Below are 14,706 nucleotides of genomic sequence, written 5' to 3' on the forward strand. Positions count from 1 at the left end.
CTCCCTGATTACGCTTCGAGCGTGGTAGCCGCTTCGAGCGGTTCAAACGTCAGCGGCACTTGCGCCAGTTTCTGCAGTTCGTCGAACGACAGGCCTTCGATAATTTCCCGCACCACGAACCCGTTCGGCGTCACGTCGAACATGCCGTGATCCGTGTACACGCGATTCACGCAATTCACGCCTGTCACCGGATAGGAACATTCGGCCACCAGCTTGCTTTCGCCTTGCTTCGTGAGCAGTTCCATCATCACGTAGACCTGCTTCGCGCCGATCGCCAGATCCATCGCGCCGCCGACAGCAGGAATAGCGTCGGGCGCGCCGGTATGCCAGTTCGCGAGATCGCCCTTCGCCGACACCTGGAACGCGCCGAGCACGCAGATGTCGAGGTGGCCGCCGCGCATCATCGCGAACGAATCGGCGTGGTGGAAATACGCGCCGCCAGTGAGCAGCGTCACGTGTTGTTTGCCGGCGTTGATCAGTTCGTCATCTTCCGCGCCCTTCTCCGGCGCCGGGCCCATGCCGAGCAGACCGTTTTCGCTGTGCAGGAAGATTTCGCGATCAGCCGCGAGATGGTTGGCGACGAGCGTCGGCACTCCGATACCCAGGTTCACGTACGCGCCTTCCTGAATGTCACGGGCGACGCGTTTCGCCATTTCGTCACGAGTCAGTTTTTTCATGTCGATGTCCTTGCTTGATGCATCCTTCGATTTTCGTCGCCGCGGCGTGGCTGGTTACATGCTTTACGTTGCCACCGCCGCGCGAGAAACGTGATTTGCCGCGTATGCCGTTTGAGCGCTTTGCCCTCATGGCCGCTCTACGCGCTGACGCTCTTCGCGCTAATCAAGCCGCTTTCTCCGCAGCGAGCTCTGCCGCGTGCACCGCTTGCGGCACCTCGATCACGCGTTGCACGAAGATGCCCGGCGTCACGATGTCTTCCGGATCCAGCGCGCCAAGCGGCACGACTTGCGAAACCTGCACGATCGCTGTCTTCGCTGCCATCGCCATGATCGGGCCGAAATTGCGTGCCGTTTTGCGATACACCAGATTGCCCCACCGGTCGCCCTTGAACGCTTTGATCAGCGCGAAATCGGCGTGCAGCGGCGCTTCGAGCACGTAATGCCGGCCATCGATAAAACGCGTCTCCTTGCCTTCGGCCAGCTTCGTGCCATACGCCGTGGGTGTAAAAAATCCGCCGATACCCGCGCCCGCCGCGCGAATGCGCTCAGCGAGGTTGCCTTGCGGCACGAGTTCGAGTTCAAGTTCGCCCGCGCGATACAAACCGTCGAACACTTGCGAATCGCTCTGACGCGGAAACGAGCAGATGATCTTGCGCACGCGTTTCGCTTTTAACAGCGCCGCGAGGCCAGTTTCGCCATTACCCGCGTTGTTGTTCACGATGGTCAGTTCGCGCGCGCCCTGCTCGATCAGCGCATCGATCAGTTCCGACGGCATGCCCGCCGTGCCGAACCCACCGATCATCACGGTCGCGCCGTCCTGAACGTCCTTCACCGCTGAACTCAGCGAGTCGAAAATCTTGTTGATCATGCCGTCTCTTCCTTTGACGAGTGCCGAATGCATCGAAGCCGCATTGCAACTGAATCAAAGCGCGCCGGATGACTTGATTTCGCCCGGCACCGCTTGCATTTTTAAGTTCGCTGTGCGAACATCGATTCGTTTAGCGAACAAGCGTCATGGTATTCCCGCGTTCGTTGCGCTGTCAATGAACCTCGGGTTTGTACCGATGCGCTCGCGATTTGCCCGGAATTTGCCTGACTTATAGGACCAAACAAGGACCATCCAGCGATGACCACGTCCCCTGTCGAACCTGATCTACCTGATCCGGAGTCCCCCTCGCGGCCTGGCGATGCTTATGTGCAATCGTTCGCGCGCGGTTTATCGGTAATTCGCTCCTTCGATGCTACGCGTCCGGCGCAAACCTTGTCGGAAGTCGCCGCCGCGTCCGGACTGACCCGCGCCGGCGCGCGCCGCATCCTGCTTACCCTTCAGGCGCTCGGTTACGTCGACGCCGACGGGCGCCATTTCACGCTGACCGCGAAAATCCTCGACCTTGGTTTCGCCTACCTGACCTCGATGCCGTTCTGGAATCTCGCCGAACCGGTGATGGAAGAACTCGTGGGCCAGGTGCATGAAAGCTGCTCGGCTGCCGTGCTGAACGGCACGGAAATCGTGTACGTGCTGCGCGTGCCCACGCATAAGATCATTACAATCAACCTGTCTATTGGCAGCCGTTTGCCCGCGTTTTGCACGTCGCTGGGGCGCGTACTGCTTGCCTCGCTCGACGAAACCAAACTTGACGCTGTGCTCGATGCCAGTCCGCTGGAAGCCCGCACGCCACGCACGATCACCGATAAAACCGCGCTGAAAGCCGCGCTCGCCGTGGTGCGCAAGCAAGGCTGGGCAATCGTTGACCAGGAACTGGAAGAAGGCTTGATTTCGATGTCCGCGCCCATCCACGACCGCCAGGGACGTGTGATCGCGGCGCTGAATATCAGCGGCAACGCGCAGCGTAAGAACGCGAAGCAGATGGTGAAGGCGTTTCTCGACCCGCTGCTGGACGCGGCCCAGCGTGTTTCCGAGATGGTCGCGAGACGAGGCTAGGCGGAGGCCGACCGAATATGCCGATCAAACCATGCCGATGAAACCCGGTGACCTCGCGCTGCACGAGCTCGACCTCAACCTGATCCCGTATCTGGTTGCAATCGAGGAGACGCGCAACGTAAGCCGTGCAGCCGAACAGCTCGGTGTCAGCCAGCCGCGTGTCAGCACGGCGCTCGGTCGCTTGCGCGAGTATTTCAGCGACCCGTTGTTCGTGCGGACATCTCGCGGCATGGAGCCCACGCCGCGCGCCCTCGCACTCGTGCCCGTCGCTCGCGAGGCGTTGAACCGGATCGAGCGCGGATTGCTCGATACCCAGCACTTCAATCCTGCCGTCACCACCGACACCTTCGCCATCGCACTCTCGGATGTCGGTGAAATCGTATTCCTGCCACGCCTGTTGCAGACTCTCGCCAGCGTCGCGCCCCGGGCGAATCTGCGCTCCGTATCGCTGAAACACGATCAGGTCGAGCGTGCCCTGGAAAGCGGTGAGATCGATCTGGCCGTCGGTTATTTCCCCGATCTCGCCGGCAACAACTTCTTCCAGCAGCGGCTCTTTTCACATCGGTTCATTTGCCTGATGCGGCGTGATCACCCGTGCTCGCACGGTCCGCTCACGCTCGCGCAGTATGTGGAATGTGGTCATGCAGTCGTGCGAGCGGAGGGCCGAAGCCAGGAAGTCCTCGAGAACTTCCTCGATAAGAAACGGATCCGCCGCCGCGCCGTGCTCGAGACGCCGCACTTCATGTCGTTGCCGTTCATTCTTTCGCGCACCGACCTGATCGCGACCGTGCCGCATGCCATCGGCTATGCGTACGTCGCTGAACATGCGTCCATTACGCTCGCCGAACCGCCGCTGCCCTTGCCCCACTTCGATCTGAAGCAGCATTGGCATCGCAAGTTTCACAACGATCCGCGCACCATGTGGCTGCGCGGCTTGGTCGCGTCGCTTTTCAACGATGAACTCGACGAGTGGCCAAAGCGTCCCGAGCCAGCGCGGCGTGAAGACAAACACCGCTAAACTAAGCACTTTGTTTCCCGCCAGGAAAGTGTCATGGACGCATTAACCAGTCTGCGAGTATTCCGCGATGTTGTCGAAGCCGGGAGCTTTGTCAAAGCCGCCGAGCGGCTGGATATTTCCACGGCGATGACCAGCAAGCACGTCGCCAATCTCGAGCGGCAACTGGGTGTGCGCTTGCTGAACAGGACCACGCGTCATCTGAGCCTGACGGAAGCTGGAAGCGTTTATTACGAGCAGTGCCGGGAAGCGCTGGATATCCTGCAGGCCGCTGATGCCGCGGTCGGGTCGCAAACCGATCAACCGCGCGGGGTGCTGAAGATCACGGCGCCGGGCTGGTTCGCGACTGCGAAGTTCGCCGATATCCTGGTCGCATATCGGGCGCGTTATCCAGACGTGCTGATCGATCTGCGACTGGAAAATCGCTTCGTCGATCTGGTGGAAGAAGGTTATGACATGGCGTTGCGGGCGACGTTCGAACCGTCCCCTACGATGATCGTGCGACCGCTTTGCAAAGTGCCGTTCGTGCTCGTGGGCTCGCCGGACTATCTGAAGCGGCGGGGTTATCCGCGTCATCCCAGTGAACTGAGCGAACGTCATGAGATCGTGCTGCCGACTTACACCAGTGTGGACACGGTCGAGTTCTCCGGACCCGATGGAGTGTTCGCGGTGAAGAACAGCCCCGTGCTCAAGACCAACGACAGTTCCATGGCGCTGCAACTTGTGCGCGCGGGAATTGGCCTCGCCTACTTTCCCGAATGGATCGTGGCACAGGAACTGGCGTCGGGCGCATTGACGCGCCTTTTTCCCGATTACACGACGTTCGCGCCGCGCGTGTACGCCGTCTACACGAGCCGTAAATACATGACGACGAAGGTGCGGACGTTCATCGATTTTGTCTCGGAAGCGCTCGCCGCCGATGATTCCGTCGACGGCTCCATGCCGCGTCCGGTTGCCCGCGCTCGCTCACGGGGAGCGTCACCCGCGCCGGGCAAACTAGGATAAATCGTATTCAAATCACATTGCCGCTCGTGTGAAGATCGCGCCACTTCGCTCGTTTGATTCTCCGGAACCGACGACCGATGGCTCTTTTCCTTCCACTACTACCAAGACTACCAAGCGGCCGTGTGATGAATTTCCCCTGGTTTCCGTTGATCCTCAATTTCGTGCTGTTGGGGGCGTTTGTGTTTGTCTGCAACACGCTGAACGCCGGGCGTCGCACGCAGGCGTTTAACGGCGCGCTGATTTTCATTGGCTTCTGTTGCCTGGCGATGCTGCTGGATTTCACGCTGACTTTCGTTTTCGCTTCAGCTACCACGACCGATCGTGAGCGATACATCGATCTATCGTCGTTGTCCGCTTGTGGTGAACGCGCAGTGGCTTACGCGATTCCTTGCGTTGTTGCCGCTGTGATGGCTTTGAGGTTTCGCGCGAGAAGCCGAAGCTCGGTTGAGCCATCGGTGACCATCCAGACATCCGAGTACACGCAGTCGGAGTTGCGGTATTGACTGCGGATGCCGTCAGGCCGAGCCGAAGCGCGGTGCCGCGTTCCGGCATCCGGCACGGTGGCGGAATGAACGCCATTTGCTCGATGGAAGAGTGAAACTGACGGGCTTTTGCTTCGAAGATAGGTCTGCAGGTTCTAAAACTGAAGAGTCTCTGATATACTTTTCCTCTTTCGGGGCGTAGCGCAGCCTGGTAGCGTACCTGCATGGGGTGCAGGTGGTCGGAGGTTCAAATCCTCTCGCCCCGACCAGACAAAGAAGCAAGAAAATCAAGGACTTACGGTAAATCGCCGTAAGTCCTTTTTTCTATTGCGCACGCGAACTTCACTCCCGTGGAGTTCGCGTGCGCCAATTGCGTCAGAAGCGACCGGGTCAGTTCGCAAACAGCTCACGCCCCAGTCAAGGCCTCTACTCGCAAATCCTGGGACAGGTCAGCGGTTGGCGCTACGGTGCTGATTAAGTCGCGCAGAGCGGCTAGGCGCGCTTTATCCTGAACCCGGAGTCCCGGACGCGCTAGAAAACTCTCTATGTGCGTGGACCAGTAGGTGCTACGAATCAAACGTGGACGCCTAACGAGCTCATGCAGCGTCTTTTCCACCATGTCGATTTCTGCGCTTACCGACTTCATTGCGGTCTCCGGTCTAATAGGTAGCGCTCTGTATGACGACAGGAATCGGGAAAACTTTAGACAAAATGCGGCGCCCGCCGCAGAAAAACCAGTCGAAAGTTCGCCGCGAAGGTGTGAGGACATCATGATCTGGCTGGCCGATACGGTGCTCGTAGTGCACGCGCTGATCGCACTTTTTATTGTTGGCGGACTTGCTGCGATCTGGGTTGGCTCGGGCCTCGGTTGGGAATGGGTACACCATCGGCTGTTCCGGCTCGCCCATCTGTTCGCGATCGGATTGGTGTCGGCCTTGTCACTGTTGGGTATCGCTTGCCCCCTGACTGTGCTGGAAGACTGGCTTCGCCATGGCTCGGTTGGAACGCAAGGTTTCATCCAGCGTTGGGTGAGCCGGCTGCTCTATTACGACGTGTCGGCCTGGGTATTCACTCTCGCATACGTGGCGTTTGCGCTGCTGGTGCTGCTGACCTGGCGCCTGATTCCTCCCCGGCAACGCATGTAACTCAAAGCTAACTCGAAGGCGCTTTGCCGCGCTTTCTACGGCACTTCAGTTGTGTCAAGAAGGCGGTCGGCATCACGCCTCGCCTGCTCGGCCTCACCCGGTCGTTGGGTCTGGCTGAGGAGCGTACTCAGGTTGCCGAGTGTCCGCGCTTCATCCTGACGGTAGGCCACGGGGTCGTCTCGCGACAGAGTCCGGTAAAGGTCCAGCGCGTGCCGATAGGCGTCTTCTGCCTCGCGTGCGTGCCCGCTGTGACTGAAAAGGACACCTAGATTATTCAGCGTCCGCGCTTCGTCCGGCTCGTAAGAAGTGGGGGTTTCCAGCTCGAGCGCGCGATATATTTGCAACGCATCCTGATAAGCCCGCTGTGCCTCCTTCGGCCGTTGCGTGGCACGATAGAGCGCACCAAGATTGGTGAGCGTGCGAGCCACGTCGGGTCGATAAAGCGCCGGACTTTCCCGGGCAAGCTGCTGCCGGATCGTTAGCGCTTCCGTGTAGGCATGCTCCGCTTCCGGGAGTTGCTGCATGGCGCTATAGAGGTTCCCGAGATTGTTGAGCGTACGCGCGAGTGCCGGACGATAGGCCGCGGGGTTGCCGCGCACGAGAGCCTGCTGGATGTCCAGCGCCTCGCGATACGCCTGCTCCGCATCGCTCGTGCGTTGCGTGGCGCTGTACAGGATGCCGAGGTCGTTGAGCGTCGTCGCCATATCGGGCTTGTAGGTCGCTGGGTCGCGATACGCCAATGCACGATCGATATCCAGCGCTTCGCCGTAAGCATCCGCTGCATCTTTCAAGCGCTGTGTATCGCGATATAGGACGCCGAGGTTGTCGAGGTTTTCGGCCACAGCCGGCCCGTAGACCGCAGGGTTCTGTCGCGCCAGCACCCAATAGATCTCCAGCGCCCGCAGGTAGGCGATCTCCGCCTCCTTTGGCCTCTGCAGTCCAACGTACACGCTACCAAGCTTGTCGAGCGTGCGCGCAATTTGCGGTTGGTAGGCTGCGGCCTTTTCCTGAGCAAGCGCCTGATAGCGCGACAGCAGCGAGCGGTAAATCAGCTCAGCACGTTCAAACTCGCGTTGCTCTTGCAAAGTGTCGGAAACCGCAGTCGCAATGTCGGTGTCTTCCGGTTGCAACGCGTAGGCCTTTTCCAGATACGGCAGTGCATTCTGCGGCGTAAAGCGCAGCAACTCGATTTCACCAGCCTCATAACAACGCGCTGCGAACACCTGCACAGTCCCCTGGTTTTGGGCAAGCAGCTTGGTCAGTAGTTGTGACGCGTCATCCAGATCGAAGCGCTCAAGCGCTTCGACTATGCGCGGTTCAAGAGGATCGGAACTCCGCGCGATCGAGGATCTGTGCAGCAGATCCTCGTAACGAACGACCCATTTCCTGGCTTCGGCTACCAGGTCTGTATCGGGCCGCACCCTGATTTGCTCGGCAAGTCGCTCGATCAACGGTTCGATATTGGCGAACGCGGTATCGGTCCGGCGCTCATTGCGGCCCGATTGCGCCTGTACGGCGCCCAGTATCGCGTTGGCGGCTCTCGCGAGCGACACTATCTGGGCACGGGAGAGCCTGGCGCCCTTCACCGCGCGGTTCAACTCGGTGGTCATGCGGTTCAGGGTTCGGACGGGAACGCCGCAATCGGCTTGTACCGCTTGGACCGCTTGTACCTTGAGCCCATCTTTGACATCGACCTCGGACAAAGCCGGAGAACACGAACTCGCCGCGTCCGCAGCCATGCATCCTCCGGACAACATGGCTATCGCCACGACTGACAGAATCTTGCGCACACTCATTTCCCGTCACGCTCGCCGTTCTATGGAAAGCGGCCGGCAATGCATCTTGCGTCCCCCCCCGCCGACGGTCGCAACAGCCACGCTGGCGCATAGCCGTGCTTGCCAGGGACGCAACGCGTCTACCTGCCCGATCGCAGAGCAGACGTCTACCTGCGGAAGAAGCGCTACGCAAGCCTACAGTCAGATCAGGCCCGCACCTGGATGTGATTGACGACGCCCTCAATAGCATCCAGACACCAGGCGTCCTGTTCCGCCTGCCGTCTTTCGGCTTCGGTTGCCACCCAACCCGCTAGCGTGATCTTATGGTTTTCCACATTGATGGTGATCTGCTCGGCGCGCACACGCTGATCGGTTTCCAGCACCAGGTGCAAGGCCTCGGAAATTTCATCGTCGCCGTCCGCTTCGGCGGGCACCAACTCCAGCAAGTTCACTACGTCGCGACAACCGCCGACCCACCACGCAGTCACGCTCGCCAGGCGCCTGTGAGACAAGCTGATCACTTGCCCCGTCAAGGTCACCACACCGTCCTCGACCGTCACTTCCATGACGCCGCTGCCGTCGTTGCCAGCCAGGTCCATGGTGCCCCGCAAAACTTCAAGCTCGCCCTTGACGCGCGCACAGATTACGCAGTTGCGGAAATCCACCGTTTGCGCCAGCCGTTCGCAAATACGTGTGCGCAGCTCTCCATCGCCGATCGGCGGGTTGGCGGTGACACGCAGTTGGTCGACCAGACGCTTCCCCTCGCTGTGTAGCTGGGTCAATTGAAGAAGGCGTTTCTTGGATCCGACATCCGGCACCTCGCCTGCCACGGTCAAGGTATCGCCGTCGACACTCATATGAATGGGATGATTGTGGAGCTTCAGGTGTGATTCGCGCTCGAAGGCTGCCATCACCTGCTTCAAGACCGTATCGCTGGGTTGCATGATCTGCCTCGCGCAAAGGTTGGGTGGCGCAGTGCGCTTTATGCCGCACTGCGCAAGCCTTGCCGCATCAGACGAGCGCCGGTCAGCTCGGCATACCCTGCATGCGACGGGCGAAGCGTGCCCGCTCGGCCCGGTCCATCAGATCCAGGAACTGATCCGTACCCATGTGAATCAGTTCTTCATGATCGCCGGCCTCGAAATAGACGTCCGGTTGACTGGCGAGGCTCTCGTCAAGATAGGTTTGCATGCCATAGGCCGTACATACCGGCGGAAGCGCCCCCACCTCGCAATCCTTGAACAACTCACGCAGATCGAACTCTTTGGCCAGTTGCAGACGGCGCCCGGTCTTGGCCCATAGCTCGGACAGCCGCACGGCGTAGGTCGATGGCAGCACGGCCGCCACGTAGCCGTGCTCGTCTTCAAAAAGCACTGTCTTGGCGAGGCGGTCGCCGGGAATATGCGCTGCCGCCGCGGTTTCGATGCTGGAATGGCTGTACGGATGATGCACAATTTCGTATCGGGAGCCCTTGCTGCGCAAGCAGTCCTCGAGAATGGCAGACATTGACATGACGCACCTCCTCTGGAAAAGAAGGAAACGGGAGATTATTTCGCGCGATCCTTTAAGGATAGTTCGCTTTCGCACGCGTGTGAAAAATAGGCTGACGGCGGCGCTGTGACTGCGCGGGCTTGGCCATAAACGGACGAACGGGCGATTACCCCGTATGGCACACGGGTCCGTTTTCGCCAATAATGGCCCCACATCCACGACTGGACGAGGGCGGCCATGCGTTACAGCCCCGATGCTATCCGTACCATCGCCCTGGTCGGGCAGGCCGGGTGCGGCAAGACCTCGCTTATCGAAGCGCTGCTGTATCAGGGCGGCGCGCTTCACGCGCCCGGCAGCGTGGAGCGCGGTACCACGGTCTGCGATTTCGACCCGCTCGAGCGCAAATATCACCACTCGCTGAATTCCTCCATCGCCCATCTGCACTACCGCGATACACGCATCTATCTGCTGGATACGCCGGGCTATCCGGACTTTTCCGGGCCGTCGATCAGCGCCCTGCCCGCGGTGGAGACTGCCGCCATCGTGATCAATGCGCAGACCGGCATCGAAATGAACACCCGCCGCATGATGGCCTGGGCGGAACAACGCAAGCTCTGCAGAATGATCATCGTCAACGGCATCGATGGCGAAAAAGTCGATCTTCCGGGGCTTTTGACGCACATTCAGGAAACCTTCGGCACGGGATGCCTGCCAATCAACCTGCCGGCGCAGCGCAGCCGCCAAGTGGTGGATTGCTTTTTCAACCCCGCTGGTGACGCCGATTTCCTCTCGGTTGCGGCAGCGCACAATGCGCTGGTCGATCAAGTGGTCGAGATCGACCCGGCCTTGATGGAGCTTTACCTTGAGCAAGGCGAGGCCATCAGCCCGGAGCAGTTGCACGAGCCCTTCGAGCGGGCGCTGCGTGAAGGTCATCTGGTGCCGATCTGCTTCACGTCGGCGGTCAACGGCGCGGGCGTCGCGGAATTGCTCGACGTGTTCGTCCGGCTCCTGCCCAACCCCATGGAAGGCAACCCGCCGCTCTTTTTCCGCGATGCCGGCGGCCGCCGGGAAGTCGTGCGCGCCGAGCCGGACGCCGACAAGCATGTGTTGGCGCACGCCTTCAAGATCGTGATGGACCCGTACATCGGCAAGATGGCCGTGTTTCGCATCCATCAGGGCACGATCAGGCGCGATAGCCAGCTCTATATTGGTGACGCTCGCCAGCCGTTCAGGGTCGCCCATCTGATGATGCTGCAGGGCAAGGAGCACGTGGACGTCACCCAAGCGGGTCCAGGCGATATCTGCGCGACGGCCAAGGTCGACGAGATCAGTTTTGACGCCGTGCTTCACGACTCTCCCGAAGACGGCAACATCCACCTGACTCCGCTCGACTTTCCCACCTCCATTTACGGCCTGGCGATCGAGCCGGCGCGCCGGGGCAACGAGCAGCGCCTCTGGGAAATACTGCAAAAGTTGACGGCCGAGGACCCCTGCCTGCGCATCGAACACCCGGTCGGCACTAACGAGACGGTGGTGCGTGGCTTGGGCGAGTTGCACCTGCGTCACATGCTGGAGCGACTGTCCGAGCAGTACAAGCTCGAGGTGATCACGCGGCCGCCGAAGATCGCCTATCGGGAAACCATCGGCGCCAAGTCCGAAGGGCATTTTCGCCACAAGAAGCAGACCGGCGGCGCGGGGCAATTCGGCGAAGTGATGCTGCGCGTGGAGCCACTGCCGCGCGGCACGGGTTTCGAGTTCGTCGACGCCGTCAAGGGCGGCGCCATCCCCGGACAGTTCATTCCCGCTGTGGAAAAGGGCGTCCTCCAGGTCATCGCGAGCGGACCGCTCGCCGGCTTTCCGATGCAGGACGTGCGAGTCACCGTCTTCGACGGCAAGAGCCATTCAGTCGACTCCAAGGAAGTCGCATTCGTCACTGCGGGGCGCAAGGCCTTCATCGATGCAGTGCTGAAAGCCCAGCCGATCGTGCTCGAGCCCGTCGTGGACATCGAGGTGATGACGCCGGAGGCGGCGATGGGCGACATCATCGGCGACTTGTCCGCGAAGCGTGGACAAGTCCATGGCACGCGCACGGCCGCCGGCAACGCCGTGGTCGTCGCGGGGAAAGTGCCGCTGTCCGAACTAAACGACTATCAGTCGCGCCTGAACGCCCTCGCTGGCGGACATGGCAACTACAACATCCAGCTCAGCCACTACGATCCGGCGCCGCCCGCTCAGCAAGAGCGAATGGCGTCGCAGCATAAAAAGCATGGCGAGGGCACGGAACCGTGAGGGGCGTGCCGGTCGGGTTGTCAGGACAATGACGGGTCGCCGCCGGCCATGGCTGAGGGGCCAGGGCCAGCAAAGGAGCATGATCGATGCGGTCGCAAGTGAGGTCAGGCGCGCGCTGGAGACGCACTGCGATCACGGTTGCCGCCGTCATCGTCTGCCTGATTGTTGTCGGGCAAATCACCGGCGTCCTCGTCGACTGGCTGTGGTTTTCTTCGATCGGCTATGCCGACGTCTTCTGGACGGTTCTTTCCGCGCAGGCGCTTCTCTTTGTCGCCGTGTTCGCCGTATCGGCAGGCGCTATATGGGTGTCGGGATTCCTCGCGTTTCGTTACGGGAGGAACTTCAGACCCTCCCAGGCGTCAGCAGCTTTTTCGTTCGGTCCATCGGCGGCCATCAGCGAACTGGCCGACCGGGTCGCGCCGCGCATCCGTTGGCGCGCCGCGATCACCGCCGTTGCTATCGTCCTGGGGCTGCTCATCGCCGTTGGAGAAATTTCGAACTGGGACATGGCGCTTCGCTTCATTCACCAGGTGCCCTTTGGCGAGCGCGATCCGATCTTCGGCAAGGACATCGGCTTCTATCTCTTCTCGCTGCCCGCCTATATTGCGCTCAAGAATTGGCTGCTGAAGCTGCTCTTCTGCAGCGCGGCTATTGCAGGCATGGTCTACGGAATACGCGGCGACATCGCACTCGAGCAGTTGCCGCGTGGACTCTCGCGCGCCGCCGCCGTTCAAGGTTCGGCACTGCTCGGTTTGTTCTTTGTACTGAAGGCCTGGTCCTACGTGCTCGACCGCTTCCTGCTGCTGTACGACGACAACGGTGTCGTGGTTGGCGCCAGCTACACCGACGTCCACGTCGAGCTGCCGGTCCTGTGGCTGCTCGTCGGCGTTGCCGCTGCCGCAGCTGTCGCCTCGTGGGCCAATATGCGCTGGCGGAGCTATCGGATTCTTGCCGCCTCGGCGCTGCTGGTGTTCGGCAGCTCGTTTGCGTTTGCCCTGATCTACCCGGCCCTGTTCCAGCGCTTCTATGTCAAGCCGAGCGAGCTACAACTGGAGGCGCCGTATATCGAACACAACATCGCGCTGACGCGCAAAGCCTACGGCCTCGAGCAGATCGCGGTGAAACCGTTTCCGGCAGAGCAGGGGCTGAATCTCGCCTCGCTGCAAGCCAATAGCGCGACCATCGACAACATCCGCCTGTGGGATGTGCAGCCGTTGATGGATACCTACGCCCAGTTGCAGGAAATCAGGACCTACTACAAGTTTCTCTCCGTGGATATTGACCGTTACCCGCTTGACGCCGGCTACCGGCAGGTGATGCTGTCAGCGCGCGAACTAGAGTTGGGGATGCTGCCGGCGAATGCCCAGACCTGGGTGAACCTGCATCTCCTGTTCACCCACGGCAACGGCGTGGTGATGTCGCCGGTCACCGAGAAATCCACGGAAGGCTTACCTTCCCTCTACCTGCAGGATATTCCGCCCGTCGCCAGCGGTGGCCCGGCCATCCGCGAACCGCGCCTCTATTTCGGTGGGGGCGATCAGGACTATGTCATCGTGAAGGGCAGCGTGCCCGAGTTCGATTACCCCAAGGGAAAGGACAACGTCTACACCACTTACAGCGGACGCGACGGCGTCGCTGTCAGTGGCATCGCGAGACGCAGCCTCTTCGCCTGGCAGTTCGACGATCCCAACATCCTGCTGACTGGCTACATCACGGACCAAAGCCGGATCCTGTTCCACCGCAACATTCAGGACCGGGTGCGTACGATCGCCCCGTTCCTCACTCTCGACCATGATCCGTATATTGTCGTGAGCAACGGGCGCCTTTTCTGGATGCAGGACGCCTATACCACCAGCAGCTGGTTCCCCTACGCTCAGCCGGGTATCAGCGACGGCAGCAATTACATCCGCAACGCGGTCAAGGTGGTGATCGATGCGTATAACGGCACGGTCGACTTCTATGTCAGCGATCCCGCCGATCCTATCCTGCGAACCTACCAGCGCATTTTCCCGGGTCTGTTCAAGCCATTGGAGGCAATGCCAAACGACCTGCAGCAGCATATCCGCTACCCCGAAGATCTATTCCTGATCCAGGCGCGGCTCTACCGCGCTTACCACATGGATGCACCGGAGGTCTTCTACAACCGCGAGGATCTCTGGCAGTTTCCGCGGGAGTTGGCCGGCATCGACGGCGGGAATGCCTCCATGCCGATGACGCCTTACTACACAATCATGCGGCTCCCCGGGGCGCCGCGCGCCGAGTTCGTCCTCATGCTGCCAATGGTGCCCAGCCAGCGCGAAAACATGATCGCCTGGTTGGCGGCGCGTTGCGATCCGCCCGAGTACGGCAAGCTCATCGTCTACACGTTCCCTAAGGAGAAGCTGGTCTATGGGCCGTTCCAGATCGAGGCGCGCATCCAGCAGAATACGGAGATCTCGCAGCAGATCTCGCTGTGGAACCAGATGGGTTCGCGGGTCATTCGCGGCCATCTGGTGGTCGTGCCGATCGAGAACTCGATCCTCTATATTTCCCCGCTCTACTTACGCGCGGCGTCCGGTCAGTTACCCGAGTTGAAGCGGGTGATCGCGGCCTATGGTGACCGTGTGGTGATGGAGGAGACCCTGGGCGAAGCCCTGGCGGCGCTCTTCAAGGAAACCGCCCCGGCGTCATTGCCCCGGGGAACGGCGGACGCGCGCGCCCGCGAGGCACTGGCGCACTATGACCGCGCTATCGAGCGCCTGAAGGCTGGAGACTGGAGCGGGTTCGGCTCGGAACTCGATGCCCTCCGGCCGCTGCTCGAAGCGCTCGGCGCCGGGCGGCCCGAGGGTCAGAAGTGACTTTCTGAGTGGGACTAAAAGAACGTCTGCTCAACGCAATACGTTGAG

At 60.7% G+C, this 14,706-nt stretch carries 12 protein-coding genes and 1 tRNA gene; 8 read left to right on the top strand and 5 right to left on the bottom strand.

What is annotated here, in order from left to right; translation table 11 throughout:
• Positions 1-8: 8 nt before the first annotated feature.
• Both SBC1_RS10395 and SBC1_RS10400 read right to left on the bottom strand, forming a co-directional pair.
• Positions 9-677 carry a 3-oxoacid CoA-transferase subunit B gene (locus SBC1_RS10395; protein WP_165091845.1) on the bottom strand — a complete coding sequence of 223 codons (669 nt, stop codon included), beginning with the start codon at positions 675-677 and terminating at the stop codon, positions 9-11.
• A 163-nt stretch (positions 678-840) separates the two neighbouring features.
• Positions 841-1,545 (bottom strand): 3-oxoacid CoA-transferase subunit A, encoded by a 705-nt coding sequence (locus tag SBC1_RS10400; RefSeq protein WP_165091847.1) that lies wholly within the window; start codon positions 1,543-1,545, stop codon positions 841-843.
• 258 nt (positions 1,546-1,803) lie between these two features.
• On the opposite strand from SBC1_RS10400, the gene SBC1_RS10405 reads away from it, so the two are divergent.
• From SBC1_RS10405 to SBC1_RS10430, 6 genes are all read left to right on the top strand, one after another.
• Entirely contained in the window at positions 1,804-2,619 is an 816-nt protein-coding gene (locus SBC1_RS10405) for an IclR family transcriptional regulator (RefSeq protein ID WP_165091849.1), read from the top strand.
• A gap of 58 nt (positions 2,620-2,677) precedes the next feature.
• Positions 2,678-3,637, top strand: a complete 960-nt coding sequence (locus SBC1_RS10410) for a LysR family transcriptional regulator (protein WP_165093245.1) — start codon at positions 2,678-2,680, stop codon at positions 3,635-3,637.
• A gap of 33 nt (positions 3,638-3,670) precedes the next feature.
• Positions 3,671-4,639 carry a LysR family transcriptional regulator gene (locus tag SBC1_RS10415; protein WP_165091851.1) on the top strand — a complete coding sequence of 323 codons (969 nt, stop codon included), beginning with the start codon at positions 3,671-3,673 and terminating at the stop codon, positions 4,637-4,639.
• Positions 4,640-4,764: 125 nt separating this feature from the next.
• Positions 4,765-5,142: a hypothetical protein gene (locus SBC1_RS10420; protein WP_165091853.1), complete on the top strand. Its 378-nt coding sequence runs from the start codon at positions 4,765-4,767 to the stop codon at positions 5,140-5,142.
• A gap of 171 nt (positions 5,143-5,313) precedes the next feature.
• Positions 5,314-5,390, top strand: a tRNA-Pro gene (locus tag SBC1_RS10425).
• A gap of 501 nt (positions 5,391-5,891) precedes the next feature.
• On the top strand, positions 5,892-6,266 hold the full coding sequence (locus SBC1_RS10430; protein ID WP_165091855.1) for a DUF2784 domain-containing protein: 375 nt from the start codon (positions 5,892-5,894) through the stop codon (positions 6,264-6,266).
• Between the two features lie 35 nt (positions 6,267-6,301).
• Here SBC1_RS10430 and SBC1_RS10435 read toward each other — a convergent pair whose 3' ends face one another.
• The 3 genes from SBC1_RS10435 to SBC1_RS10445 all read right to left on the bottom strand — a co-directional run bounded on the left by SBC1_RS10435 (position 6,302) and on the right by SBC1_RS10445 (position 9,553).
• Positions 6,302-8,062: a tetratricopeptide repeat protein gene (locus tag SBC1_RS10435; protein WP_165091858.1), complete on the bottom strand. Its 1,761-nt coding sequence runs from the start codon at positions 8,060-8,062 to the stop codon at positions 6,302-6,304.
• 185 nt (positions 8,063-8,247) lie between these two features.
• Positions 8,248-8,985 (bottom strand): BON domain-containing protein, encoded by a 738-nt coding sequence (locus SBC1_RS10440; RefSeq protein WP_165987600.1) that lies wholly within the window; start codon positions 8,983-8,985, stop codon positions 8,248-8,250.
• Between the two features lie 82 nt (positions 8,986-9,067).
• Positions 9,068-9,553, bottom strand: coding sequence for an aminoacyl-tRNA deacylase (locus tag SBC1_RS10445; RefSeq protein WP_165091863.1), 486 nt, complete (start codon positions 9,551-9,553; stop codon positions 9,068-9,070).
• A 216-nt stretch (positions 9,554-9,769) separates the two neighbouring features.
• Between SBC1_RS10445 and fusA the strand changes: the two genes are divergently transcribed.
• Both fusA and SBC1_RS10455 read left to right on the top strand, forming a co-directional pair.
• A complete protein-coding gene (gene fusA / locus SBC1_RS10450) occupies positions 9,770-11,821 on the top strand; it encodes an elongation factor G (RefSeq protein WP_165091865.1) in 2,052 nt (683 codons plus the stop codon).
• Between the two features lie 86 nt (positions 11,822-11,907).
• Positions 11,908-14,658, top strand: coding sequence for a UPF0182 family protein (locus SBC1_RS10455; RefSeq protein WP_165091867.1), 2,751 nt, complete (start codon positions 11,908-11,910; stop codon positions 14,656-14,658).
• Positions 14,659-14,706 lie beyond the last annotated feature (48 nt).

This window comes from Caballeronia sp. SBC1 (assembly GCF_011493005.1).
GTDB lineage: Bacteria > Pseudomonadota > Gammaproteobacteria > Burkholderiales > Burkholderiaceae > Caballeronia.

Excerpts from the sequence above, each read along its gene's own strand:
- SBC1_RS10395 (WP_165091845.1), bottom strand. The coding sequence starts at position 677 with ATGAAAAAACTGACTCGTGACGAAATGGCGAAACGCGTCGCCCGTGAC.
- SBC1_RS10400 (WP_165091847.1), bottom strand. The coding sequence starts at position 1,545 with ATGATCAACAAGATTTTCGACTCGCTGAGTTCAGCGGTGAAGGACGTT.
- SBC1_RS10405 (WP_165091849.1), top strand. The coding sequence starts at position 1,804 with ATGACCACGTCCCCTGTCGAACCTGATCTACCTGATCCGGAGTCCCCC.
- SBC1_RS10415 (WP_165091851.1), top strand. The coding sequence starts at position 3,671 with ATGGACGCATTAACCAGTCTGCGAGTATTCCGCGATGTTGTCGAAGCC.
- SBC1_RS10420 (WP_165091853.1), top strand. The coding sequence starts at position 4,765 with ATGAATTTCCCCTGGTTTCCGTTGATCCTCAATTTCGTGCTGTTGGGG.
- SBC1_RS10430 (WP_165091855.1), top strand. The coding sequence starts at position 5,892 with ATGATCTGGCTGGCCGATACGGTGCTCGTAGTGCACGCGCTGATCGCA.
- SBC1_RS10435 (WP_165091858.1), bottom strand. The coding sequence starts at position 8,062 with ATGAGTGTGCGCAAGATTCTGTCAGTCGTGGCGATAGCCATGTTGTCC.
- SBC1_RS10440 (WP_165987600.1), bottom strand. The coding sequence starts at position 8,985 with ATGCAACCCAGCGATACGGTCTTGAAGCAGGTGATGGCAGCCTTCGAG.
- SBC1_RS10445 (WP_165091863.1), bottom strand. The coding sequence starts at position 9,553 with ATGTCAATGTCTGCCATTCTCGAGGACTGCTTGCGCAGCAAGGGCTCC.
- fusA (WP_165091865.1), top strand. The coding sequence starts at position 9,770 with ATGCGTTACAGCCCCGATGCTATCCGTACCATCGCCCTGGTCGGGCAG.
- SBC1_RS10455 (WP_165091867.1), top strand. The coding sequence starts at position 11,908 with ATGCGGTCGCAAGTGAGGTCAGGCGCGCGCTGGAGACGCACTGCGATC.